General features: G+C 66.7%; 22 protein-coding genes and 1 pseudogene. 15 read left to right on the forward strand and 8 right to left on the reverse strand.

Annotated elements, in window-relative coordinates; translation table 11 throughout:
- Positions 1 to 115: 115 nt before the first annotated feature.
- The 6 genes from WMF31_RS02465 to WMF31_RS02490 all read left to right on the forward strand — a co-directional run bounded on the left by WMF31_RS02465 (position 116) and on the right by WMF31_RS02490 (position 7,311).
- Positions 116 to 2,218: an RHS repeat domain-containing protein gene (locus WMF31_RS02465; protein ID WP_436600393.1), complete on the forward strand. Its 2,103-nt coding sequence runs from the start codon at positions 116 to 118 to the stop codon at positions 2,216 to 2,218.
- Positions 2,191 to 3,564, forward strand: coding sequence for a polymorphic toxin type 43 domain-containing protein (locus WMF31_RS02470; protein ID WP_436600394.1), 1,374 nt, complete (start codon positions 2,191 to 2,193; stop codon positions 3,562 to 3,564). The genes WMF31_RS02465 and WMF31_RS02470 overlap by 28 nt, the downstream gene beginning before the upstream one ends.
- Positions 3,565 to 4,936: 1,372 nt before the next feature.
- Positions 4,937 to 5,584 carry a ParB/RepB/Spo0J family partition protein gene (locus WMF31_RS02475; RefSeq protein WP_436600395.1) on the forward strand — a complete coding sequence of 216 codons (648 nt, stop codon included), beginning with the start codon at positions 4,937 to 4,939 and terminating at the stop codon, positions 5,582 to 5,584.
- Positions 5,535 to 6,281: a Mu transposase domain-containing protein gene (locus WMF31_RS02480; protein ID WP_436600396.1), complete on the forward strand. Its 747-nt coding sequence runs from the start codon at positions 5,535 to 5,537 to the stop codon at positions 6,279 to 6,281. The genes WMF31_RS02475 and WMF31_RS02480 overlap by 50 nt, the downstream gene beginning before the upstream one ends.
- Positions 6,271 to 6,996 (forward strand): IS21-like element helper ATPase IstB, encoded by a 726-nt coding sequence (istB, locus tag WMF31_RS02485; protein WP_436600397.1) that lies wholly within the window; start codon positions 6,271 to 6,273, stop codon positions 6,994 to 6,996. Before WMF31_RS02480 ends, istB begins: the two co-directional genes overlap by 11 nt.
- Before the next feature lie 27 nt (positions 6,997 to 7,023).
- Positions 7,024 to 7,311, forward strand: a complete 288-nt coding sequence (locus tag WMF31_RS02490) for a hypothetical protein (protein ID WP_436600398.1) — start codon at positions 7,024 to 7,026, stop codon at positions 7,309 to 7,311.
- A gap of 85 nt (positions 7,312 to 7,396) precedes the next feature.
- Here WMF31_RS02490 and WMF31_RS02495 read toward each other — a convergent pair whose 3' ends face one another.
- Together WMF31_RS02495 and WMF31_RS02500 are read right to left on the reverse strand one after the other, a co-directional pair.
- Positions 7,397 to 7,786 (reverse strand): hypothetical protein, encoded by a 390-nt coding sequence (locus tag WMF31_RS02495; RefSeq protein ID WP_436600399.1) that lies wholly within the window; start codon positions 7,784 to 7,786, stop codon positions 7,397 to 7,399.
- A gap of 132 nt (positions 7,787 to 7,918) precedes the next feature.
- Positions 7,919 to 8,971 (reverse strand): IS4 family transposase, encoded by a 1,053-nt coding sequence (locus WMF31_RS02500; protein WP_436600400.1) that lies wholly within the window; start codon positions 8,969 to 8,971, stop codon positions 7,919 to 7,921.
- Positions 8,972 to 9,872: 901 nt separating this feature from the next.
- Here WMF31_RS02500 and WMF31_RS02505 point away from each other — a divergent pair.
- Both WMF31_RS02505 and WMF31_RS02510 read left to right on the forward strand, forming a co-directional pair.
- Positions 9,873 to 10,136 carry a hypothetical protein gene (locus WMF31_RS02505; RefSeq protein ID WP_436600401.1) on the forward strand — a complete coding sequence of 88 codons (264 nt, stop codon included), beginning with the start codon at positions 9,873 to 9,875 and terminating at the stop codon, positions 10,134 to 10,136.
- Positions 10,137 to 10,527: 391 nt separating this feature from the next.
- On the forward strand, positions 10,528 to 10,674 hold the full coding sequence (locus tag WMF31_RS02510; RefSeq protein ID WP_436600402.1) for a hypothetical protein: 147 nt from the start codon (positions 10,528 to 10,530) through the stop codon (positions 10,672 to 10,674).
- Positions 10,675 to 10,750: 76 nt separating this feature from the next.
- On the opposite strand, the gene WMF31_RS02515 is transcribed toward WMF31_RS02510, so the two are convergent.
- The 4 genes and pseudogenes from WMF31_RS02515 to WMF31_RS02530 form a co-directional block, all read right to left on the reverse strand.
- Positions 10,751 to 11,020 carry a hypothetical protein gene (locus WMF31_RS02515; RefSeq protein ID WP_129348459.1) on the reverse strand — a complete coding sequence of 90 codons (270 nt, stop codon included), beginning with the start codon at positions 11,018 to 11,020 and terminating at the stop codon, positions 10,751 to 10,753.
- Positions 11,017 to 11,853, reverse strand: a complete 837-nt coding sequence (locus WMF31_RS02520) for an ExeA family protein (RefSeq protein ID WP_129348457.1) — start codon at positions 11,851 to 11,853, stop codon at positions 11,017 to 11,019. Before WMF31_RS02520 ends, WMF31_RS02515 begins: the two co-directional genes overlap by 4 nt.
- An 86-nt stretch (positions 11,854 to 11,939) precedes the next feature.
- Positions 11,940 to 13,349, reverse strand: a pseudogene (locus tag WMF31_RS02525) (IS481 family transposase); the annotation flags it as partial.
- Positions 13,350 to 13,449: 100 nt separating this feature from the next.
- Entirely contained in the window at positions 13,450 to 14,139 is a 690-nt protein-coding gene (locus WMF31_RS02530) for a hypothetical protein (RefSeq protein ID WP_129348455.1), read from the reverse strand.
- Positions 14,140 to 14,330: 191 nt separating this feature from the next.
- Between WMF31_RS02530 and WMF31_RS02535 the strand changes: the two genes are divergently transcribed.
- From WMF31_RS02535 to WMF31_RS02560, 6 genes are all read left to right on the forward strand, one after another.
- Complete coding sequence (locus WMF31_RS02535) at positions 14,331 to 17,804, forward strand: RHS repeat domain-containing protein (protein WP_436600403.1); 3,474 nt, start codon at positions 14,331 to 14,333, stop codon at positions 17,802 to 17,804.
- The gene (locus WMF31_RS02540) at positions 17,805 to 18,119 is read left to right on the forward strand and encodes a hypothetical protein (RefSeq protein WP_436600404.1); all 315 of its coding nucleotides are present in this window, start codon (positions 17,805 to 17,807) and stop codon (positions 18,117 to 18,119) included.
- Positions 18,120 to 18,132: 13 nt separating this feature from the next.
- Positions 18,133 to 18,399, forward strand: coding sequence for a hypothetical protein (locus tag WMF31_RS02545; RefSeq protein WP_436600405.1), 267 nt, complete (start codon positions 18,133 to 18,135; stop codon positions 18,397 to 18,399).
- 87 nt (positions 18,400 to 18,486) lie between these two features.
- The gene (locus WMF31_RS02550; RefSeq protein ID WP_436600406.1) at positions 18,487 to 19,005 is read left to right on the forward strand and encodes an FG-GAP repeat domain-containing protein; all 519 of its coding nucleotides are present in this window, start codon (positions 18,487 to 18,489) and stop codon (positions 19,003 to 19,005) included.
- A gap of 349 nt (positions 19,006 to 19,354) precedes the next feature.
- Positions 19,355 to 19,975, forward strand: a complete 621-nt coding sequence (locus tag WMF31_RS02555; RefSeq protein WP_436600407.1) for a hypothetical protein — start codon at positions 19,355 to 19,357, stop codon at positions 19,973 to 19,975.
- Positions 19,897 to 20,658, forward strand: coding sequence for a hypothetical protein (locus tag WMF31_RS02560; RefSeq protein WP_436600408.1), 762 nt, complete (start codon positions 19,897 to 19,899; stop codon positions 20,656 to 20,658). The genes WMF31_RS02555 and WMF31_RS02560 overlap by 79 nt, the downstream gene beginning before the upstream one ends.
- On the opposite strand, the gene WMF31_RS02565 is transcribed toward WMF31_RS02560, so the two are convergent.
- On the reverse strand, positions 20,651 to 20,869 hold the full coding sequence (locus WMF31_RS02565) for a hypothetical protein (protein WP_436600409.1): 219 nt from the start codon (positions 20,867 to 20,869) through the stop codon (positions 20,651 to 20,653). The genes WMF31_RS02560 and WMF31_RS02565 overlap by 8 nt on opposite strands.
- A 434-nt stretch (positions 20,870 to 21,303) precedes the next feature.
- Positions 21,304 to 22,848, reverse strand: a complete 1,545-nt coding sequence (locus WMF31_RS02570) for an IS4 family transposase (RefSeq protein ID WP_436600410.1) — start codon at positions 22,846 to 22,848, stop codon at positions 21,304 to 21,306.
- 278 nt (positions 22,849 to 23,126) lie between these two features.
- Between WMF31_RS02570 and WMF31_RS02575 the strand changes: the two genes are divergently transcribed.
- Positions 23,127 to 23,507 (forward strand): hypothetical protein, encoded by a 381-nt coding sequence (locus tag WMF31_RS02575; protein ID WP_436600411.1) that lies wholly within the window; start codon positions 23,127 to 23,129, stop codon positions 23,505 to 23,507.
- Positions 23,508 to 24,269: the final 762 nt, after the last annotated feature.

The following is a 24,269-nucleotide window of genomic DNA, read 5'->3' on the forward strand; positions in this document are numbered from 1 at the left end:
GAGGGGGCTTCGTCTTTTGTTCCTCGGCAAACCTGATCGGAATCGAGCGAACGCCCCTCCATCTTGAAGGCGCTGCTCAGATCTGGAGCGATTCCAGAGCACTGGCAAGCCGAACGTGGTGCATGCGCGCGCCCGCGAGCAGCACGGGGCGGGCAACCCGCGGTGGCTGGAGACGTACGTCTACTCCGACGGCTCCGGCAACGAGGTGCTGCGCAAGGTGAAGGCGGAGCCGGGGCCGGCGCCCGAGCGCGACGCGAACGGCGCGCTGGTGCACAGCGAGCAGGGCGACCTGGTCTTCTCGCATGCGACGTCGCGCTGGGTGGGCACCGGGCGCACGGTGCTGGACAACAAGGGCAATCCGGTCAAGCAGTACGAGCCGTTCTTCAGCGCGACGCACGAGTACGAGGACGAGGCGGAGCTCGTGGAATGGGGGGTCACGCCGATCCTGCGGTACGACCCGCTCGGCCGGCTCATCCGGACCGATCTGCCCAACGGCACGTTCTCGAAAGTGGTGTTCGATGCGTGGCAGCAGACGTCGCATGATCCGAACGACACGGTGCTGGAGAGCGCGTGGTACGCGGCGCGCCAGGCGCTGCCGCTGGGCGACCCGGAGCGGCGCGCTGCGAACCTGGCTGCTGCGCACGCCGGCACGCCGGCGGTGAGCCACCTGGACGCGCAGGGGCGGGTGTTCCGCGCGGTGGCGGACAACGGGGCCGAAGGGCAGTACGTCACGCAGAGCACGCTCGACATCGAGGGGCGGCCGCTCCTGATCACCGACGCGCGCGGCAACCCGGCGATGCAGCATCGCTTCGGGCTCGGCGGGCAGCTGCTCTATCAGAAGAGCAACGACAGCGGCGAGCGGTGGATGCTGGCGGGCGCGACGGGGCAGCGGCTGCGCGCCTGGAACGGGCGGGGGTTCGTGTACCGCTCGTCGTACGATGCGCTGCGCCGGCCGACGCACGAGCACGTGCAGTTCGGCTCGGGCAGCGAGCGGCTGGCGCGGCGCTATGTCCACGGCGAAGCCCATCCGCAAGCAACGGCGCTGAACCTGCGCGGCAGGCCGTACCAGGTGTATGATGGCGCGGGTGTGGTGACGAGCCAGGCGTACGACTTCAAGGGCAATGTGTTGCAGGCGTCGCGCCGGTTGCGCAGCGACGTGCATGCTGAAGCCGACTGGTCGGCGTTGGCGGCGCTCACGGATGTGGCTGCCATCTCGACGGCGGCCGAGCCGCTGCTCGAGATGGAGAGCTTCGGAACGCAGACGGCGTACGACGCGCTGAACCGGCCGACGAGCGTGACGGCGCCGGACGCGAGCGAGGTGAAGCCCGCGTACAACGAGGCCGGGCTGCTCGAGCGGGTCGAGGCGCGGGTTCGAGGCGCCGTGGCGTGGACGACGTTCGTCGACGACATCGATTACGACGCGAAGGGGCAGCGCGAGCGGATCGAGTACGGCAACGGCACATTCACGGTGTACACGTATGACCCGCTGACGTTCCGGCTCTCGCGCCTGAAGACGACGCGGAGCGCGGACAGCGCGGTGCTGCAGAACCTCAGGTATGTGCACGACCCGGTCGGCAACATCGTCGAGATCGAGGACAGCGCGCAGCAGACGGTGTTCTTCAACAACGACGTGATGTCGCCGAGCGCGCAGTACGTGTACGACGCGGTCTACCGGCTGGTCGAGGCGACAGGGCGGGAGCACGCGGGAGGGCTGGCCGACGCGCAGCGGGACCAGAACGACCTGCCGATCCAGTCGCTGCCGCACGCGAACGACGCGCAGGCGCTGAGAAATTACACGGAGGAGTACTTCTATGACGAGGTGGGTAACCTGCTGCGGATGGTGCACCAGGCCGGTGCGGGGAGCTGGACGCGGCGGTATGCCTACGCGGAGACAAGCAACCGGCTGACGAGCACGAGTCTGCCGGGAGATCCGGTGAACGGGCCGTACAGCGCGACATATGCGCATGATGCGCACGGCAACATGACGGCGATGCCGCACATCGCGGCGCTGACCTGGGACGAGAACGACCAGGTGCGGAGCACAGATCTCGGTGGCGGCGGGGTGGTCTACTACGACTACGATGCTACGGGGCAGCGCGTGCGCAAGTCTGGGAGCACAGCGGGCTCGTCGAGGAGCGCATCTACCTCGGCGGCTACGAGGTCTACCGGCGGCGGAACGGGTCGGGGCTCGTGCTGGAGCGGCAGACGCTGCACGTGATGGATGGCGCGCGGCGGGTGGCGATGGTGGAGACCAAGACGGTGGACACCTCGGGGCCGTTCACGGTGACGCCGCGGGTGCGGTATCAGCTCGACAACCACCTTGGCTCGGCATCGCTGGAGGTCGATGGGGCGGGGCTGGTGATCGGCTACGAGGAGTACCACCCCTATGGGACGACGGCGTACTGGTCGGCCAGCAGCGCGGTGGAGGTGAGCCGGAAGAGGTACAGGTACACGGGCAAGGAGAAGGACGAGGAGACGGGGATCTACTACTATGGGGCGCGGTACTATGCGCCGTGGCTCGGGAGGTGGACGGCGGCGGATCCAGAGGGGATGGTGGACGGGCCGAGCCTGTACGCGTACGCGAGGAACAATCCCACGACATTGTTCGACCCTGATGGGCGTGCAGTTCCGCAGCAGCAGCCGATTCGCTGGCGATGGCCTTGGGAGCCGATCGAGGCGCAAAAAGGCATTGCCGCGGCGGTGACGAAGAGCTCTGGCGGCGCAACCCCAGAGCGTTCAGAGGAGGCGCCTCTAGAAGGCGGGACTCCGGCGGCGTTGGGCGCTGCCGCTGCCAAGCCAGTTTCCGCGCCGCCTAGTGCGCCGTCAAGAGGTGACGCTTCGGGAGTTTTTCGGATCTCTCCTGCCACGCGGGGCGCGGCGCCCACCCGACCGCCGCCTGGCGGCGCCCCCGGCGGCCCCGGCCCGTCGATTGCGATCGGCGTCGGGATAGTTCTTGTCGAGATGGGCGTTGGCTATCTCGTCGAGAAACTCTCGACCAAGGGTGATGGCGGCATCTCGGCTCCTCCACCCGGCCCTCCTCAGCCGCCGCCAGCACCGGGCATGACGCCTGTTGTACCGCCGCCGCCCGAGGGTACAAAAGAGCAAGAGACAGGCCAGGTAGCGGCTACTTCAGCTGCCAGTGCTAAGCCCGAAGGACCGCCTGCTGCGGTAAGCAAGGAGCAGAAGGGCGCCGCTGACGCCGCGAGGGGCAGTGGCCCAGCGGCGGGCTTCTTCGAGGTAAGCGATGCCTATCGGTCATCGAAGGCCGTACAGCGCTTCGGTTCGGCTAAGCCCGTGGACTTCATCTTCGACTCGAAGAGCGGGAGGTTCGTCGTGAGCACCGACAGGCAGCCTCACGGGCACGACAGCATTCTGCAGGCGGCCAGGATCTCGCCGCACTCGGGCGTCGTCGGAGGCCGCATTTCGCGGCAGCCTGAAGGACTGGTCACGGATGAGTGGAGTGGCCATTACGGGAGAAATTGGACTCCCGAGATCAGGCAACAGTTTGTCGACTTTATGAGAAATCATGGAGTCCGAGTCGTGCATACACCGTGGGAGGATTGATGGATATGGAACGGCGCCATCAGCTCGTAGCAAGTCTGGTCGGGTTGTCGATCCATTGGATGGTTTTGCCTGGACCGATCGACGGATCCATGATCCGGTTGACTCCCGTCGCATCGCTCGAGACAGCGCGATTGGACTTAGGCATCTCCTCGGATGGCTGGTGGGTTATAATAGGGGAGAGATCTGCGAGAGAGTTTTCGCTGGGAAAGAACTGCGTATATCTCTTGCCAATTCTGGAAGTTGCGCCAGTCGAGGCACGACAGCGCCTTCTGGAAGGGTTGCGAGACAAAGGAATATCGGAGGAGTTCATCGAGCTATTTCCGTTCGAAGATGTGATCGCTACAGGGCTTACGAGTCAGTCCCAGCATTGGACTGCTCTTGCGTTGAGGTGGGCCAAAACTATCGAGCGTTCGCCGAAGATAGAACGAGCGCTTGCGGCGCTCGCCGATTCTGGTCCCACACAGAAGCTCCGCCATGAGGGGCGACGCATGTTGAAGAGCGGATAGACGTCGTGTAGTCACGAGCGCGTGGCAGAAGGGCGCGCGTTCGTGGTGAGATGATCGTCGCTGCAAATCTGAATCGAAACCAGGTTGCTACTGTATCACTGAGGCATCCCCTGTGCGCCGTGAAAGCGGCGCGTTCCTTGTGAGATGAGAGGAGCTCACCCTGTCAAAAGTCGAGAAGATAGGTAGCCAGGTCCCCTGCGTGATGCCGCGAGGTATCCAGCAGAAGCGGGGCCGGAAAGCTGTGGGCCTTCAGCGCTCGCGAGAATTGACCCGCTTCTGCTCGCGAAAAATGGTCCACCCCCTCCCGGCTGACGGCGGTCCCGTCGAGCGCGCCGCCGGCGCGTTTGCGGTGGAGCCGGTGGTGAGCGCGGAGATCGTGACGGGGGGCAAGGTGCGACGCTCGGGGGATGCGTCGTGCACGACCGTGCCGGGTCTGCCGTCGGTGGTTCCAGCCTGATCCTCGCGTTGGCGATCGGCAGCAGGTCTGCTCGTCGCCGTCTTGCCAGGCCGCGAGGCGGAAGAAGACGCAGGCGTCGTGGCGGGAGCGCAACCCGGGCTACTTCGTAGCGCGGCGGCTGAAGCAGCGGACGGCGATGGCGCCGCCGCCGCCTGCGCCGCTGCGGGTGCCGCCGCCGCTCGACCGACTTCCCTGGGACGTCGCGCAAGACGAGTTCGGGGTCCAAGGTGCGGATTTCCTTGGGGTATTCGGCCGAGTCCTGCTGGGCGCCGCGCAAGACCAGAGGCAGGCGCAAGTGCTGGATACTTCATGAGAAACGGGCGGACATCCCGGGGGTCGCCGGAAAGACCCGAGCCGGGGCGTGCGAGGGTCGGCCGCGCGCCGCCGAGCCGCGGCGTCCCGCTGCCCTATGGATCTCGAGTTCCACCAGCTCGACCTTCGCTACGAAGAGCTCCGCGGCCGCAGCCCGGCGCGCGAGCGGCGCCTGCTCTCGTCGCTCGCGGAGGTCGGACAGCGAGCGCCGATCGTCGTCGTGAGCCCGGTCTCGTGCGCGCGGCACGTGGTGATCGACGGGTACAAGCGGGTGCGGCTGCTTCGTCGCCTCGGGCAGGACACGGTGCGGGCGACGGCGTGGGACCTGGGCGAGGCGGAGGCGCTGTTGCTCGAGCGGATGCTGCGCGCGGGCGACGCGGACAACGCGCTGGAGCAGGGCTGGTTTCTGCGCGAGCTGCGGGATCGATTCGGGCTCAGCGGCGAGGAGCTGAGCAAGCGATTCGGCCGGACGCCGAGCTGGGTGAGCCGGCGCCTGTCGCTGGTCGCGGAGCTGCCCGAGTCGGTGCACGCGCACGTGCGCGCGGGCGCGATCGGGGCGCACGCAGCCATGAAATACCTGGTGCCCTTGGCGCGCGCCAACCGCGCCGACGGCGAGCGGCTCGCGGATGCGGCGGCGCCGCTGCGGCTGACGACGCGGCAGATGGCGATCGTGCACGCGGCGTGGCTCGGCGCGAATGCCGAGGGGCGGGCGGTGCGACAAGGTCAACGCGAAGGTCAAGCGTAGTTTGCACGCGAGCCCGCGAGAGCTCTTTGCCGTCGAGCGGCAGCACCTCGCGCCTCTGCCGGTCCACGTGCCCGAGGTCTACCAGCTCCACGAGCGGATCGTCGACTGCGAGGGGTACGTCACCGTGCATCGGAATCGCTACTCGGCGCCGTGGCGGCTCATCGGGCGGCACCTCGAGGTGCGCGAGACCAAGGACCGGATCGATCTGTACGACGGTCCGCGCCGCGTCGCCACGCACGAGCGGATCCCCGAGCCCATCGACGCGCGGGTGACCGTGCCCGAGCACCGACCACCGCGCAGCGAGAAGGTCTTCGCGCGCGACGCGCCGTCGGCCGAGGAGCGCGAGCTGTCGCGCGGCGGCGACGAGGTGATCGCGTATGTCGCGCTGCTCAAGCGGCGCGGCCGGTCGCTGCGCGTCCTGCGCAGGCTGGCGGCCATGATGCGCGACTACCCGCGCGAGCCGCTGCTCGCCGCGGTGCGGATCGCGACGCACTACGGGCTCGACGACAGGGATCGGCTCGAGAGACTGGTGCTGCGCCACGTCGCCGGCGACTTCTTCCCGCTTCCGCCCGAGGTCGCCGGAGCGCCGCTCTGCGAGGAAGGGAGAGACGACGAGGATGGTCACGACGAGCCCGACGGCGAAGAGGCGCCCGAGGCCGACGACACCCCCGGATCGGAGGACGACGATGACGGATGAGATCGCGCAGTTGTTGAGGTCGCTGCGGCTCGGCAAGATCGCCGAGCTGTTCGACGAGGAGCTGGCGCGCGCGGACAGGGACGGCCTGTCGCACCAGCAGATGTGGGCACGCCTGCTCCGAGCCCAGTGGCACCACCAGCAGGAGAGCGTGCTGGCATATCGGATCAAGCAAGCCTCGATGCCGGAGCAGTGGACGATCGAGTCCTTCCCCTGGAAGCGCCAGCCCGGCGTCACGCAGCGCCAGATCCGCGGCTTCGCCGAGCTCGACTTCGTGCCCAAGGCCGAGAACATCGTCTTCATCGGCCCCACCGGCGTCGGCAAGACGGGCCTGGCCACGGGGCTGTTGCTGAAGGCGTTGCAGAACGGTCACCGCGGTCTCTTCGTCCGCGCCCAGGATCTCTTCGACGAGATGTACGCGTCGCTGGCGGACCGATCGAGCCGCAAGCTGCTCGACAGGCTCGCGCGCGTCGATGTCTTGGTGATCGACGAGATGGGCTACCTGAACCTCCGGCCAGAGCAGACCAACATCTTCTTCAAGCTGATGGAGGAGAGGTATCGACGTCGTCCGACGATCATTGCAACCAGTTTGGATTATTCCGAGTGGGCGAACTTCCTGGGCAACAAGTCGCTCGTCGAGGCGCTGCTCAGCCGCCTGCGTCACCAGTGTCACACCGTCCGCATCGACGGCCCGTCGCTGCGCGACCCCCAGAGTTGATGTTTCCACCACGTCCGGAGGTGTCCCATGCTCCGCTCCGACCCCATCTCGCTGCACGTCCCCGAGCCGCTCGCGCTCATCGACGCGACGCTCCTCTTCACGGTGCAGGTCCTTGTCGCGCGGCACCCGGAGCTGCTGCTGCCGCCCGAGGTGACCCTGATCCATCCGCCGCCCGGCCTGCGCACCGCCCGCCGTCTGCTCGAGGGGATCCGCGAGCTGCACCGCGCCATCGAGGCCTATCGCGAGCTACTCACCGGGGAAGACAGTGATCGTCGCCCCGCGCGCCCCATCGAGCCGGACGAGATCCCGTTTTAGCGCCGTCCTCCGTGGCTCCCCACCTCGCGTCCGAGCTCGATCTCACCCTCGCCTGCGCGCTGCACGAGCTTCCGAACCGAGCCCATCACCACCTCCGACGCCACTTGTCACGGTAGGAAGGCGGCTGGGGGATCGGCTCGGTGGGCTCGTTGGTCCGCTCGGCGGCGAACGCGGACTCGTCGCCGTTTTTGATCTTGATCGTCCCCGTGAGCCGCCCGTCCTTTCCGAGCCGTGCTCGGCCGGTTCCAGACATCGGGTCGTACTCCCAGGCTCCCTCCCACGTGAACGAGATCCCGCCCCGCGTGAACCTTGCGGTGACGTAGGCCAGGAGGCAGTGCATGCGGAGCCGATCACCGTGCCCCGTGAACGAGATCACGGCCGGGCCGAGGTCGTCCAGGTGCTCGCTGACCCACGTGCCGGTCTCGGTGATCCGCCACCAGCCGGCGTACTCGGGCGGGATGAGGTCGGAGGGCACTGTGGGCGCGAGCGTAGCACCGTCGGATGCCTACGTCGGCGCGCTACGCCTCGCGTGCTCCAAGTCCGCGCTCGCAGTCCATGCAGCGATCGCTGATCCGCGCCCGGACCACTTCTGACGAGCACGGGTGGGTCACTTCTGGTGAGCGCCGAAGTTCAGAGTTCGATCGAGCCCGGAGGCCTCGCTGGCGGCGCCGAGCAGCGTCAAGAGCGTGTGCGCCATGGCGACCAGCAGCAGGAGCCGATCGCGCCGGGCCGCATCGCGGATGTGCGTCGCCGACAGCCCCATGCCGAAGTGGAGGTCCTTGGTGTCGCGGAAGGTCTCCTCGATCGTGAACCGCCGGCCATAGAGCTTGACTACCTCCGCCGCCTTCGTGGTCGCGAGCGACGTCGCCAGGCACCATGCCTCCTTCATGCGCGCCGCCTTCACGAGCACTACGGCGCCCACGGCGGCACGCTTGTCCGTCACTCGCGCCCCGACCAGCAACTTCGGCCGGCCGTTCGACGGCACCCAGTCCTCGGCGGGACGCACCGCGCCCTCGGTCGATTCGACGAGGATGCAGCCTCGGAACCGGATGACGAAGTCCCAGCCGAACGCTTCCAAGAGCGCGTAGAGCTCCTGGTAGCCGAACGCCCGGTCGGCCAGGAGCGTGATGTTCACGTTCTCGGGCAGCCAGGTGTGCAGCCGCTCGACCATCTCCAGTTCATGTCCGGTGCGCTGATCCTTCAGCGCCGACTTCTTCACCGTCTTCCAAGCCAGCGGCATCGCCCGACCGTGGGTCGTCACCATGTAGGCGCAGAGCGTCGTGTGGTCGTCCTTGTCGAAGTCGGTCCAGTCGAGGGCGATGAGAATCGACGCGTTCTCTCCCACGACGAACCGGACCCAGCGCGCCAGCACGATGTCGAGCGACAGGGCGTCGTTACCCAACATGCGGTCGACCTGCTTGACGCCGCTCTTGGCGGTGATCTTCGCCACGTTCGCGTAGGCCTGCCCGATGGCGTGGATCGACAGGACGGCGGCGTTCAGAACCCCGGCGACGCCGTTGGCCAGCGACAACACGCGCAGGGCATGCAGATCGGGGCCGAAGACACGGTCCACGAACTCGCGGGTGTGCTCCAGGCCGAGCTTCTCTCGGTCGGGCTTCTGGGTCGAAAGCGAATCGGCAACGGTCACGGGCGGCATCATGCCGCATTGCCGCATCAACCACCCGCCGGGCGATGGATTCCCGGCTCCGCGAAGAACAAGGGGATCCCTCAGGGGCAGGCCACCTCGTTCAGAATACTGGTGAGGCGCTAGGTGATATAGCCTGGGAGGCGACTCATTACGACGGCGACAAGAGCGCCGAGAAGATTGCAAGTCGGACTCTCGATATCGGTTTGAATGCCGCCGATGCCGGGACGCTGCTGGTCGGAGGTTCCGGAGCCGCTCGAGCAGCGGGCAGAGGTGCGGCCGCGGTAGGGAGGACGATGGAAGGCGCCGCGGCGGCCGTTAAGTCCGGAACGCCTGCTCTAGCAACCGCTGGGGGGCGCGTCACCAGCAGCGCCGCCATCGCAGGCGAAGCCACGGCCTCGGGCGGCGGCCTCGGTGCGCCAGGGTTGAATACGGTTGGCACCGCTACGACGGCCCTCAGTACCGGAGGCAAAGCGAGAGGCACAACAAAGCCCAAGTCATCCGCCAACATAGCACAGGCTGGTGGCGGCGCCGAGCACGCGTCACCCGCAAGACAGCCAAGGAGTACGGACGCAGGGGAAGGAGTGTCGGCTCCCGCGGTCGAAGAACTGGTGCCGTCATTACGTCCGGCTCGTGCGCTCGGTTCGACGCCGCATCCGTTCGAAGGAATTCCGAAAGAGCTACATCCTCAGGTCTTCGACATCATCGAGGACCTTCATGCCTCGCGCGCAGGAGATGCGGCGGCGGCGGCGCGGCTCGGGGCGAGAACTCCACATCCTCTCACAGGTAATCGTGAGGGATGGATATCACTCGATCTCAAGGGGAGAGAAGTGTCGGCTCGATTTTTGTACCGAGAGACAAGAGATGGTGTCAAATGGATGGTAGAGAATACTCACGGAAGAAGGTAAGTGTTAATATGACTATTGTTGAGACAGTCGAGCGGCTCCGGGACTGCTTGCTTGCTCTCGAGCGATCCGTGGACGTTCCGCGCCTAGATGTCGAGTGGCTGCGCCTGCGGTGCGACGATACTCTGCGCTTCCATGGTCAACTGCAGCGGGATTCGCTAAGGCAGCTTCAGAAGGATGTTGCGGATTTTGTGGAGGAGTTTCCCTATCTGATCCCCGCCTCGCTGATCGATGAGGTGAAATGGGTGGATGGCGAATTGAGCGGCTTGGGTTAAACTCCAGGGCGGGCGCATCAAAACCGAGCCTCCTGATGGCTTCGTGGGAGCGTGAGCGGCGCGAGGCGGCGTGACCGAGCGAGAGTCCGGCTTGGTTCCGGGTACTCGGAGGGGAAGAGCAGCAGCCGGAGCGCGTCCCGCCGCTGGCGAAAGCAGAAACCTCGTGTGGGCCCGCACGAGGGGGGCGGAGACGGGATGGAAGGCGCACGGACGGACGGCCACGATAGCGGTTGCCAGACTCCCAATCGCAACCGCCGTCCATGCGCGCCACCAGTCTACTACGCGTCCTGCTCGGGTTGAAGGACACCGTCGTTCATGAGTTCGTGTTTATTGCCTCCGACCTGCGCGTCGACGACCTCGACCACCATGAGACCACGGGCTGAGCAACGCCGTGGAAGCCGTCCCCGACTACCGCGTCCTCGGCCCGTGGCAGCTCACGGATGCGAACGGCAACGTGAGCGAGGTGCGCTTCGACGCGCTGGGCAGGGTCACGGCGATGGCGGTGATGGGCAAGCCGGGGGCGGGCGAGGGCGACTGAGCATAACCACGAGAATTGAGGGGCTCTTGCGCACGGAGCTTGAGGGACGCGGAGCGTCAAGCGGGTAGCTTGCGCGTCAGAAGGGGATGCCGTCATCGTCGGGTTGTTCGAGGACGCGGTGGACGGCCGAGCGGTAGGAGCGGATGGCGCCGCGGAGCGAGCGGATCTGGACGAGCAGATGGCGTGCCGCGCACAGCGTAGGCGGCTCCGTCGGCTCGGCGAGCGTGTCGAGGGTCGGGTGCTCGAGCCGGAGCGCGGTGGAGACGGCATCGAGCGCAGCGGAGAGCAGCCGCAGCTCCAGGAGCTCGCGCGCGGCGTAGAGCCTGCGGCGGACCGAGGGGCTCATCGCTTCTTCGTCGATGCTTTCGGCCGCTGGGGCGGAGAGAAGACCTCGAGGTAGAGCTTCTCGTCGAGCCGTGGCAGGCCGCGGTCGGCGCCGGCGGCGAGCAGCTCGTCGCAGAGGTTCATCAGGATGCGGTAGTTGCCAGCGGCGTGATCGACGAGGGTGGCCTTCAGCTCCGGGGTCATCAAGGCGAGGTTGCCGGCGGCCTCGAGGAGATGGTCGAGACAGGCGGTGAGATCGTCGCGGGAGGCGTAATCGAGGTGGAGGCGGCGGCGGATGCGGCTGCCGAGGGGCAAGAGCTCGGGGGTACGCAGCCGCTCGGGCAGGCGGCCGTCGCCGGCGAAGATGACGCAGAGCAGCTGGCGAGCGTCGAAGTCCTTGCTGGCGAGGATGCGCAGCTCGCAGAGCACCTGAGTGAGCGCCTCCTGCGCCTCATCGAGGATGAGCACGGGGCGGCTGCGCGTCGTGCTGATGTGCTCGCTCCAGCGCGTCCGCAGCGCCTTGAAGCCGCCCCAGCGGTTATGGGCGCTCAGGGGCACGCCGAAGAGCTCGCCGAGCTCACGATAGAAGTCGGGCACGCGGCTCTGCGGGTGCTCGATGGTCCCGACCGTCACGTCAGGCAAGGTGCCGAGGTGCTCACGCACGAGCCTGAGCGCGACGCTCTTGCCGGTGCCGGGGTCGCCGGTGACGAGCGCGAAGCCGCCGTCGGTGACGCCGCTCTCGACGCGCCGCAGGAAGGTGTGGACCTGTGGCGTGACGTGGAGCGCCTCGACGGGGAGGTCGGGTCGGAAGGGGTTGAAGATGAGACTGTAGAGGGACAGGATCTTCGAGGTCATGAGAGGGCCTCCTCCGTCGATTCAAGACAAGGATCTTGGTTCGCTGGGTCGAGCGCGGCGCCATCCTCGGGAGCGCCGTCCTGCCCGCCGTCGTCGAGCGCCAGGTACGCAGGCGGCAACCCGGTGGCGGCGTACTCGGCCATCAGCGCCTTGAGGTGCGGCGCGATCCCGGAGCGCCGCGGCGCCGGCGCGGGCTCGGAGAGCGCGCGGCGCGCGCGATCGGCGTTCTTGACCTTGTCGAGCGGCCGGAGCGTGGTGAGGTGAGCGCCGGTGCGCGGGTCGACCAGATCGACATGGCTGAGGTCCCAGCGCGCCACGCGAAGGCGGAGCCGGTTCAGGGTGCGATAGGCAGAGGGGACCTCGTAGCGCACGCCGCACGCCGTCACGGTCCCATCGCTTTTGCGCTGGGTACGCGTGATCTCCATGCGAAAGGCGCGGCGCAGCTCCTCGGAGCCAGGGCTGGGCCGGCCGACGTCGGGACCGCGAAGGTAGCGTTCCAGCGGCGTCTCCTTGAGCTCGCTATGGACAGCGCGGTGGTACTCCTGCTCGATCCATGCCTGGGTGGCCTGGTTGAGCAGGCTGAGGGTCAACCCCTCGACGCCCTCGAGCATGGCGAGCAGGCGCTTTTCGATCGGGCCCCAGAAGGACTCTTGTTTGCCGTTCTGGGCGGGCGTGCGGGGCATCGTGTTGAAGTTGACGATGCCGAGGCGCAAGAGCCCCTCCGTGGTCTCGGCGGCGACCATCTGCGAGCCGTTGTCGTCGAGCAGGGCGCGCGGCAGTCCTCGCTTCTGGATCCCCTGCGAGAGCGCATGCACCAGGGCTTGCGTGTTCTCCTTGTAGTACCACTGCCCGTGGCAGCAGACCCGCGAGGCATCGTCGAGTACGCCGAGCATGACCGGCTTCACCCACGCGCCGGACGGGTGGAGCACCTTGAGCGAGCCCTTGTGGAAGTCGAGGTGCCACAGCCCGTTGACATGCTCGACCTCGAAGGACCTGACCTCGCGGGGCACGTAGCCCTCGCCCCGGGCGATACGGGTCTGCCGCTTCTTCTTCGTCAGGCCCTGGTCCTTCATGAAGCGGCAGATCGTCGCGTAACCGGGGAGCTTCCCGAGCGATGGATCCTGCTTCGCGCTCGCACAGAGGTTGTCATAGTGGAGCTGGTAACTCCAGGTCTCGTGCTCGGCGTGCTGCTTGCCGAGCGCGGCGGCGAGAGCCGGCGTGACGCTCGGATGGGTGCCGGCGTGCTTGGGCACCTTGCGTGCGAGCGCCCGAAACGGGTCGAGCTCGCTGCGCGCGGCGTAGTACCACCGCTCGATCGTCTTGGCGGAGAAACAGACCGTCTCGCCGGTCGTCGGGTGATGCCAGGGGCGGCCGGAGAGCTCGGCGATGGTCTCGCCGAGCCGCCCCCGCACCGCCGGCGAGGCGAGCAGCGGTCCGATGATCGAAAGGCGCAGACGTGCCCATCGCACGCGCGCTGGCGTGTCTTCGTGGCTCATGGGTCCTCTCCGCGGGCAGGGTCATCTGTCCGTGCGCCGCGAGGGAAACCCTACGCCAACCTGCGAATCCCTTCATTTTACATCTTCTGCGTGCCCCTCATCAGGCCCCAGCGCTCCTCAGAAATCGTGCGCCGTCAGCGACAGACCCCGTGCTCAGCGGCGCCAGCAGCTTGAGCAGCGCCGTGACCTGCTCGACGGCGCTGCCGGTCAGCCGCTCGAGCAGCGAGCAGGGCAGTCTCGCCGCGTCCACGGGCGAGGCGAGCAGCCCGCGCAACGCCACGAACAGGCCCGTGACCGGCAACTCCGTCTGCCACCACCTCGACCACCGCCCGAGCGTCCGCGCCGGGACCTGCGTCGCCGGGGTCCGTCTCGGCGAGGCCTGCGCCGGCGCGACCTCTGCCGGCGGCACGTCTGCCGGCGGGACCTGCGCCGGCGGACACGCCGTCGTGCGCCGCAAAAGCGCGCTCGCGCTCGCGACGATGACGACCGCGCCGAGGTAGACGCGCCGGCCCAGAAAGACGACCGACGGCGGCGTGCGCCGCCGCCGGCACCCCTCCCGGCGGCAGCAGTAGCTGATCCTTCGCACCGGCGGCTCCGCGGTCGCCGCGATGAAGCGATCGCCGCGGGGCTTGCGGTCATAGTCGCTACGATCCAGCGGGCCGCCGCACCGCGGGCACCCCGCCCGCGCCACCTGCCGCGCGATCTCCTGGTCGATCTCCTGGAGGCATGAGAAAAATTTGTCCCCGAGGACAAAGGCGAGCCAGCATGCATCCTCTCCGGTCTTCCACACCCGGAGCGGGCCCTCTCGGACGACTTATGGCAAGTTTTCTGAGGGGGCTTCGTCTTTTGTTCCTCGGCAAACCTGATCGGAATCGAGCGAACGCCCCTCCATCTTGAAGGCGCTGCTCAGACACGCTCGACGACCCGACCGTCACATTCGAGTACGATCTGGAGCGATTCCAGAGCACGGGCAAGCCGAACGTGGTGCACGCCCGCGCCCGCGAGCAGCACGGGGCGGGCAACCCGCGGTGGCTGGAGACGTACATCTACTCCGACGGCGCCGGCAACGAGGTGCTGCGCAAGGTGAAGGCGGAGCCGGGGCCGGCGCCCGAGCGCGACGCGAACGGCGCGCTGGTGCACAACGCGCAGGGCGACCTGGTCTTCTCGCATGTGACGTCGCGCTGGGTGGGCACCGGGCGCACGGTGCTGGACAACAAGGGCAACCCGGTCAAGCAGTACGAGCCGTTCTTCAGCGCGACGCACGAGTACGAGGACGAGGCGGAGCTCGTGGAGTGGGGGGTCACGCCGATCCTGCGGTACGACCCGCTGGGCCGGCTCATCCGGACCGACCTGCCCAACGGCACGTTCTCCAGGGTGGTGTTCGATGCGTGGCAGCAGACGTCACACGATCCGAACGACACGGTGCTGGAGAGCGCGTGGTATGCGGCCCGGCAGGCGCTGCCCCAGGGCGACCCGGAGCGCCGCGCGGCGGATCTGGCGGCTGCGCACGCCGGCACGCCGGCGGTGAGCCACCTGGACGCGCTGGGGCGGGTGTTCCGCGCGGTGGCGGACAACGGGGCCGAGGGGCAGTACGTCACGCAGAGCACGCTCGACATCGAGGGGCGGCCGCTCCTGATCACCGACGCGCGCGGCAACCCGGCGATGCAGCATCGCTTCGGGCTCGGCGGGCAGCTGCTCTATCAGAAGAGCAACGACAGCGGCGAGCGGTGGATGCTGGCGGGCGCGACGGGGCAGCGGCTGCGCGCCTGGAACGGGCGGGGGTTCGTGTACCGCTCGTCGTACGATGCGCTGCGCCGGCCGACGCACGAGCACGTGCAGCTCGGCTCGGGCAGCGAGCGCCTGGCGCGGCGCTATGTCCACGGCGAAGCCCATCCGCAAGCAACGGCGCTGAACCTGCGCGGCAGGCCGTACCAGGTGTATGATGGCGCGGGTGTGGTGACGAGCCAGGCGTACGACTTCAAGGGCAATGTGTTGCAGGCGTCGCGCCGGTTGCGCAGCGACGTGCATGCTGAAGCCGACTGGTCGGCGTTGGCGGCGCTCACGGATGTGGCTGCCATCTCGACGGCGGCCGAGCCGTTGCTCGAGATGGAGAGCTTCGGAACGCAGACGGCGTACGACGCGCTGAACCGGCCGACGAGCGTGACGGCGCCGGACGCGAGCGAGGTGAAGCCCGCGTACAACGAGGCGGGGCTTCTCGAGCGGGTCGAGGCGCGTGTTCGAGGCGCCGTGGCGTGGACGACGTTCGTCGACGACATCGATTACGACGCGAAGGGGCAGCGCGAGCGGATCGAGTACGGCAACGGCACATTCACGGTGTACACGTACGATCCGCGGACGTTCCGGCTCGCGCGCCTGAAGACGACGCGGACCGCGGACGGGGCGGTGCTGCAGAACCTCAGGTATGTGCACGACCCGGTCGGCAACATCGTCGAGATCGAGGATAGCGCGCAGCAGACGGTGTTCTTCAACAACGACGTGGTGTCGCCGAGCGCGCAGTACGTGTACGACGCGGTCTACCGGCTGGTCGAGGCGACAGGGCGGGAGCACGCGGGAGGGCTGGCCGACGCGCAGCGGGACCAGAACGACCTGCCGATCCAGTCGCTGCCGCACGCGAACGACGCGCAGGCGCTGAGAAATTACACGGAGGAGTACTTCTATGATGAGGTGGGTAACCTGCTGCGGATGGTGCACCAGGCCGGTGCGGGGAGCTGGACGCGGCGGTATGCCTACGCGGAGACGAGCAACCGGCTGACGAGCACGAGTCTGCCGGGAGATCCGGTGAACGGGCCGTACAGCGCGACATATGCGCATGATGCGCACGGCAACATGACGGCGATGCCGCACATCGCGGCGCTGACCTGGGACGAGAACGACCAGGTGCGGAGCACAGATCTCGGTGGCGGCGGGGTGGTCTACTACGACTACGATGCTACGGGGCAGCGCGTGCGCAAGGTCTGGGAGCACAGCGGGCTCGTCGAGGAGCGCATCTACCTCGGCGGCTACGAGGTCTACCGGCGGCGGAACGGGTCGGGGCTCGTGCTGGAGCGGCAGACGCTGCACGTGATGGATGGCGCGCGGCGGGTGGCGATGGTGGAGACCAAGACGGTGGACACCTCGGGGCCGTTCACGGTGACGCCGCGGGTGCGGTATCAGCTCGACAACCACCTTGGCTCGGCATCGCTGGAGGTCGATGGGGCGGGGCTGGTGATCGGCTACGAGGAGTACCACCCCTATGGGACGACGGCGTACTGGTCGGCCAGCAGCGCGGTGGAGGTGAGCCGGAAGAGGTACAGGTACACGGGCAAGGAGAAGGACGAGGAGACGGGGATCTACTACTATGGGGCGCGGTACTATGCGCCGTGGCTCGGGAGGTGGACGGCGGCGGATCCAGAGGGGATGGTGGACGGGCCGAGCCTGTACGCGTACGCGAGGAACAATCCCACGACATTGTTCGACCCTGATGGGCGTGCAGTTCCGCAGCAGCAGCCGATTCGCTGGCGATGGCCTTGGGAGCCGATCGAGGCGCAAAAAGGCATTGCCGCGGCGGTGACGAAGAGCTCTGGCGGCGCAACCCCAGAGCGTTCAGAGGAGGCGCCTCTAGAAGGCGGGACTCCGGCGGCGTTGGGCGCTGCCGCTGCCAAGCCAGTTTCCGCGCCGCCTAGTGCGCCGTCAAGAGGTGACGCTTCGGGAGTTTTTCGGATCTCTCCTGCCACGCGGGGCGCGGCGCCCACCCGACCGCCGCCTGGCGGCGCCCCCGGCGGCCCCGGCCCGTCGATTGCGATCGGCGTCGGGATAGTTCTTGTCGAGATGGGCGTTGGCTATCTCGTCGAGAAACTCTCGGCCAAGGGTGATGGCGGCATCTCGGCCCCTCCTCCAGGACCTCCGCAGCCACCACCGGCACCGGGTATGACGCCTGCCGTTCCGCCGCCGCCCGACGCCGAACGTAAAGAGCCGCCGCCTGACCTTAGCGCAGCACCGGATGATAGGGCTGGAAAGGAGGCATCGCAGGCTCCTCCCCGAGCATCGGAGGTATCGGCGAGCGCTTCCGCGAAAGGAGGCCGAGTAATCAGTGGATTCCACGGCACAAAGGGCGATGGCATCCTGTCGATCATCGAATCCGGTGGCTTCCTTCCGGATGGCGGCAAGGTGTTCCTCGGAGGCTCCGCAGCGTCGACGTTTGTTCATGGTGCTGACTTGAGCCGAAAAGCCGCGTTTAGCATCGAAGTAGATGTGAATGTCGAGGGGCTGAAGATCGAGAAGACGTCCACGCCCAATGTTCCTAATACGACGATAATTTATGCAGATCGGCTTGTTCCTGCGCAAGTAAACCGTCTGCATGTGAGAACAAGGAATGAGGACGGTGATTTTGAGGTTGAAACCATCGAGAACATCGATGCAATCAGGTCTTTCATACAGAGCAGTGGAGGCAAATAAATGGCGGAGCTAAATTCTCAGGGATCGAAGGTTGATATTGAAAAAATTGTTCTTTGCGCCGGTCGGTTTGCGAGCCTCTTGTCGGTTTCGCCGCTTTCAGACGAAGAGTGTCGGCGCGTGGTGCGTGAAGTTCTGTTCGAGCGGTCTGCTTTTGAGTCCGCGCAGAGCGGTTTGATTACCGAGGCAGAGACCGTGCAGTTGTTGCTCGCGCATTTGCATACCGCACTCGGCCAGCCCGCTGTCAAGGAGGGAGAGCCGTTTCCGTGGGATGAACAGGAGCTCCTGTCGTGTCTTCGTAATGCGATCTTTGGATAGCTGTATCAGGTTCTTGGCACCGCTCTTGCTCGAGCTGGGGGCGCTGATGATCGGCGCGATGCCGCCGTGGCCCCGTGAGGCAGGGCTTGACATCGGTGACCTCTCGCGCCCCACTGGCGGCGCTCTCGTCTCGGCAATCACCACCATTCCGCTGATCCCAGCATGCGCCGGCGATCGCTACGTCGCCATCGCGGGCTTCGCGCATGCTGACGATGGTCATCGTGCTCGTTGGCGCTGCCCGCGCATGCTGGCGATGGCCGAGGAGGGCGAGATCCTCTAATACAAGCGCCCCCTCGGCGCCGGCCTGCTGTCGGCGGCGCGGCCGCTCACGTCTCGTCGGGCCGTCTCCGGCGGGCAGCTGCTCGACGTGGACGGGGACGGGCGCAACGAGATGGTGGTGTTCGAGCGGCCGGTGGCGGGCTACTTCGACCGCACGGACGCGGGGTGGGCGCCGTTCCGGCCGTTCGCGTCGCAGCCGAACGTCGACTGGAGCGACCCGAACCTCCGGCTCATCGATCTGAACGGCGACGGGCACGAGGACATCCTCGTCACGGGGCCTGACACGTTCACGTGGTATCCGTCGCTGGCCAAGGGCGGGTTCGACCGGCCGATCACGATCGCGCGCCCGAGCGACGAGGAGCGCGGGGCGTCGCTGGTGTTCGCCGACGCGGCGCAGAGCATTTTCTTGGCCGACATGAGCGGCGACGGGCTGGTCGACCTGGTGCGGATCCGGAACGGCAACGTGTGCTACTGGCCCAACCTCGGCCATGGCCGCTTCGGCGCGAAGGTGCAGATGGGCGGCCGCATGCGGTTCGACCACGAGGGGCGCTTCGACCCGAAGCGGATCCGGCTCGCCGACGTGGACGGCTCGGGGACGACCGACTGAGCATCACCACGAGAATTGAGGGTTCTCTGCGCGCGGATTTGGAGGGACGCGGAGCGTGAAGCGCGTAGCGTGCGCGTCAAAAGGGGATGCCGTCGTCGTCCAGCTTTCGAGGACGCGGTGGACGGCCGCGCGGTAAGAGTAAATGGTGCCGCGGAGCAAGCGGATCTGCACGAGCAACTGGCGTGCCGCGCACAGCGTAGGCGGCTCCGTGGGCGCGGCGTGCGCGTCGAGGGTGGGGTGCTCGATACGGAGCGCGATGGAGACGGCGTTGAGGGCGGCGGCGAGCAGCCGGAGCTCCAGGATCTCGCGCGCGGCAGATCTGGCGGCTACCCACGCAGGTACGCCGGCGGTGAGCCACCTGGACGCGCTGGGGCGGGTGTTCCGTGCGGTGGCGGACAACGGGGCCGAGGGGCAGTACGTCACGCAGAGCATGCTCGATATCGAGGGGCGGCCGCTCCTGATCACCGATGCACGCGGCAACCAGGCGATGCAGCATCGCTTCGGGCTCGGCGGGCAGCTGCTCTATCAGCAGAGCAACGACAGCGGCGAGCGATGGATGCTGGCGGGCGCAACGGGGCAGCGGCTGCGCGCCTGGAAGGGGCGGGGATTCATCTACCGCTCGTCGTACGATGCGCTGCGCCGGCCGACGCACGAGCACGTACAGCCCGCCTCGGGCGGCGAACGGCTGGCGCGGTGCTATGTCCATGGCGAAGCCCATCCACAAGCAACAGCGCTGAACCTGCGCGGCAGGCCGTACCAGGTGTATGATGGCGCGGGTGTGGTGACGAGCCAGGCGTACGACTTCAAGGGCAATGTGCTGGAGGCATCGCGGCGGCTGCGCAGCGACGTGCATGCTGAAAGGACTGGTCGGCGCTCGCGGCGCTCACGGATGTGGCCGCCATCGCGACGGCGGCTGAACCGCTGCTGGAGCTCGAGAGCTTCGGAACGCAGACGGCGTACGACGCGCTGAACCGCCCGACGAGCGTGACGGCGCCGGACGCGAGCGAGGTGAAGCCCGCGTACAACGAGGCGGGGCTGCTCGAGCGGGTCGAGGCGCGGGTTCGAGGCGCGGCGGCGTGGACGACGTTCGTCGACGACATCGACTACGACGCGAAGGGGCAGCGCGAGCGGATCGAGTACGGCAACGGCACATTCACGGTGTACACGTATGACCCGCTGACGTTCCGGCTCGCGCGCCTGAAGACGACGCGGAGCGCGGACGGCGCGGTGCTGCAGAACCTCAGGTATGTGCACGACCCGGTCGGCAACATCGTGGAGATCGAGGACAGCGCGCAACAGACGGTGTTCTTCAACAACGACGTGGTGTCGCCGAGCGCGCAGTATGTGTACGACGCGGTGTATCGGCTGGTCGAGGCGACAGGGCGGGAGCACGCGGGAGGGCTGGCCGACGCGCAGCGGGACCAGAACGACCTGCCGATCCAGTCGCTGCCGCACGCGAACGACGCGCAGGCGCTGAGGAACTACACCGAGCAGTATTTCTACGATGCCGTCGGCAACATTGTGCGAATGGTGCACCAGGCCGGTGCGGGGAGCTGGACGCGGCGGTATGCCTACGCGGAAACGAGCAACCGGCTGACGAGCACGAGTCTGCCGGGAGATCCGGTGAACGGGCTGGGGAATCCCCTCAAATAATACCGAAGATCTCGCGGAAGACGGCGTGCTCCCGGACGATGCGGTCAAAGGCAATCATGAGGGGCCGAAGCCAGTCCTCGCGCAAGGTGGGAAGGCAGTCGTACCAGTAGAGCCCCTGGCGATAGAGCGAGTGTGTGCGGCGCTTGACCGTATTGACCTTTAGGTATCGATCGAGACCGGCTTCCTCGCTCGCAGCGCCGAGCAGCGTCAAGAGCGCATGGGCGATAGCCTTCGACGCTCACGAGAAATGAGCCGGGTCTGCTCTCCAGAAGTGGTCCACCCCCTGCGTAGGCTGATGCTGGCTGGGACCAGGCGCTGCCGTGATCCGAGGCGCTGGCATCTGTGCTCTCCAGAACTGGTCCACTCCCCGGCTGCGCCAAGGAGCGGCGGAAGCGGGCTCGTGGCCGTACTACGCGCAGACGGCTCCCAGCAGCGGCGATTTGATGGCGTGCTCTCGCGCGTGCTTGCGAAAAATGACCCGTTGACAGGAGCGGAGGAGGAGTTGATGCTCATGCCGTGCACCGGCGTGCTTCGACGTTCCGCAGTCTCGGGGACACGCCGCCCCTTACGAGGTCCCCTTGGCGCGCGCCAACTGTGGCGCGTCCCCACGGAAGCACGCGCCGCAAACGAAGCAACCACACGGAATCACACGATTAACGCAGTGCGTCGTGTGCGCTCCCCGAAGGCGTAGCCGGAGGCGCGGTGACCGACGACGGCGTTGCGGCAGCCCTCAGAGCTGCGAAGCGCGAAGGTCAGCATGGTCCATCGCCTCGTGCAGCATGCCGCCGTGCTCGCTCCAGGCAACGTCGCGTCCTCGCCATGCTCGGCTCTGCCTGCGCGTGGCTCCGGGCGCTCAGTTGCCTTTCGCTGCGCCCGACGGCGCCGATGCATTGCGGGCGATGGGCACGTGGATGTGCCTCCGGCGGGGGCTCCGGGCTGCGGATGCACGCGCCGGCAGGCGTTCCCGCCGGATGTCGTGCAGCTCCCGATGGCCGGGCGTCGCTCAGCATGAGCTCCATCGCCATCTCGGCGGCTGGCCACCGCTGCTCCCTCCGCGGCCGGGTGCGTTCCCGCCACAGCCGCCACCGCGCCGTCCTGCTGGTCGGCGTCGATGATCGCGATCAGCGCCACGAGCGCGGATCCGAGCCTGGACCATTTTTGGCGAGCAGAGGTGGACCATTTCTGGCGAGCGCTGAAGGCGATAGCCGCGAGCAGCAGCAGCCGATCGCGCCGCCCGGCGTTGCGGATGTGCGTGGCGGAGAGGCCCATCCCGAAGTGGTTGTCCTTGATGTCTCGAAACGTCTCCTCGATCGTGAACCTCTTGCCGTAGAGCTTGACGATGTCGCCCGCCTTGCGATCCGAAAGCGTTGTGGCCAGACACCACGCCTCCTTCATCTTCGGTGCGTGAACAAGGACGACGGCTGGAACCTTTGCGCGGTCGTCCGTGACGCGCACATCGCGCAGCATCGTGGCGCGGCGGCTCACGGGCACCCAGGCGTCGGCGGGCCTCGCTTCCCCGATCGCGTTCTCGACGACGATACAACCGCGGAAACGGATGACGAAGTTCCAGCCGATGAACTCCAAAAAGTCGTAGAGCTTGCGATCGCCGAAGCCCCGGTCGGCGAGCAGAACGACCTCGACCGTCTCGTCGATGGCGTCGTGAAGCCACTCGATGAGCTCGTATTCGTGGTCCTTCTGGGTACCTTCTAACGCGGACTTCTTTACCGTCTTCCATGCCAGCGGCATCGCACGACCATGCCGCGTCACAAGGTAGGCGCAGAGCGTCGTGTGGTCGTCCTTCTCGAAGTCCGTCCAGTCCAATGCGACCACGATCTCTTTGCGGACCCCGATCACGAACTGTACCCACGACCTCAGGGAATGAAACACGTCGATGCCGGTATTGCTCAGCAGCCGGTCGACCTGCTTGACCCCACTCTTCGGTTTGATGTTGGCGACCTTCGCATACGCTTGGCCGATGGCATGGATGGCCAGCACCGCCGCCTGCAGGACGCCAACGACGCCGTTCGCGAGCGACAGGACGCGCATCGCGTGCAGGTCATCGCCGAACAAATTCTCGACGAAGGCCTGGATGTACTTCTGGTCGATTTTCGACCGGATGGTCTGCTTAGACGGCGCAGACGCGGAGCCATGTGCGGCAGGCTTGTGCGCGTCCTTCGCGAGAGTCGTCATGATGTCGCTCGAACCAACGGCGCATGCGGTAAGCTCGCTGGTCGCCTCCTACCAATGTATATTCCGACCAGCGACGACGATTTCTCACTCGCATGACGCAACTCTTCGCTTCGACATCCATGAAGCTCAGGGGTTCGATGGTCATGTCGCACAATGATCGTACATGTGCCTACCGTGGAGTGATTCGATGTGACCATCAATTCGCCAGATTTCGCTGCGATAATGAGGGGATCCCTCAGGGCGAGAACTCCACATCCTCTCACAGGTAATCGTGAGGGATGGATATCACTCGATCTCAAGGGGAGAGAAGTGTCGGCTCGATTTTTGTACCGAGAGACAAGAGATGGTATCAAATGGATGGTAGAAAATACTCATGGAAAGAGGTGAGTGTTGATATGACTATTGTTGAGACAGTCGAGCGGCTCCGGGACTGCTTGCTTGTCCTCGAGCGATCCGTGGACGTTCCGCGCCTAGATGTCGAGTGGCTGCGCCTGCGGTGCGACGATACTCTGCGCTTCCATGGTCAACTGCAGCGGGATTCGTTAAGGCAGCTTCAGAAGGATGTTGCGGATTTTGTGGAGGAGTTTCCCCATCTGATCCCCGCCTCGCTGATCGATGAGGTGAAATGGGTGGATGGCGAATTGAGCGGCTTGGGTTAAACTCCAGGGCGGGCGCATCAAAACCGAGCCTCCTGATGGCTTCGTGGGAGCGTGAGCGGCGCGAGGCGGCGTGACCGAGCGAGAGTTCGGCTTGGTTCCGGGTACTCGGAGGGGAAGAGCAGCAGCCGGCGCGCGTCCCGCCGCTGGCGAAAGCAGAAACCTCGTATGGGCCCGCACGAGGGGGCAGACACGGTATGGAAGGCGCACGGACGGACGGCCACGATAGCGGTTGCCAGACTCCCAATCGCAACCGTCGTCCGTGCGCGCCACCAGTCTACTACGCGTCCTGCTCGGGTTGAAGAACACCGTCGTTCATGAATTCGTGTTTATTGCCTCCGACCTGCGCGTCGACGACCTCGACCACCATGAGACCACGGGCTGAGCAACGCCGTGGAAGCCGTCCCCGACTATCGCGTCCTCGGCCCGTGGCAGCTCACGGATGCGAACGGCAACGTGAGCGAGGTGCTGAGCATGTCCATGTTTTTTGAGAGCGTCATTGCACGAGCCGGGCACGCCGAGCACCTCCGCCGTCTCGTGACTCGTGCGGTGGATGTTCGTCATGATCTCGGCGAGCCGCTCCTCGGCGTGCTCGAACGACCACGAGTCGCGGCTCGTGGTGGGTCACCCAAGTTCGTCGCTCACGGGGCCTGCGCTCCGGCGGGCCCCGGTTGTGGCCCGCCTCGTCTCCGGCCCCTCCGCGATGAACCAGCGATGAGCTCGGGTGACGCGGTGCTAGCACCGCTACGTCACAGCCGGAGGGAC

The sequence above is a fragment of the Sorangium sp. So ce1036 genome, assembly GCF_051369805.1.
Lineage (GTDB): Bacteria > Myxococcota_A > Polyangia > Polyangiales > Polyangiaceae > Sorangium > Sorangium cellulosum_F.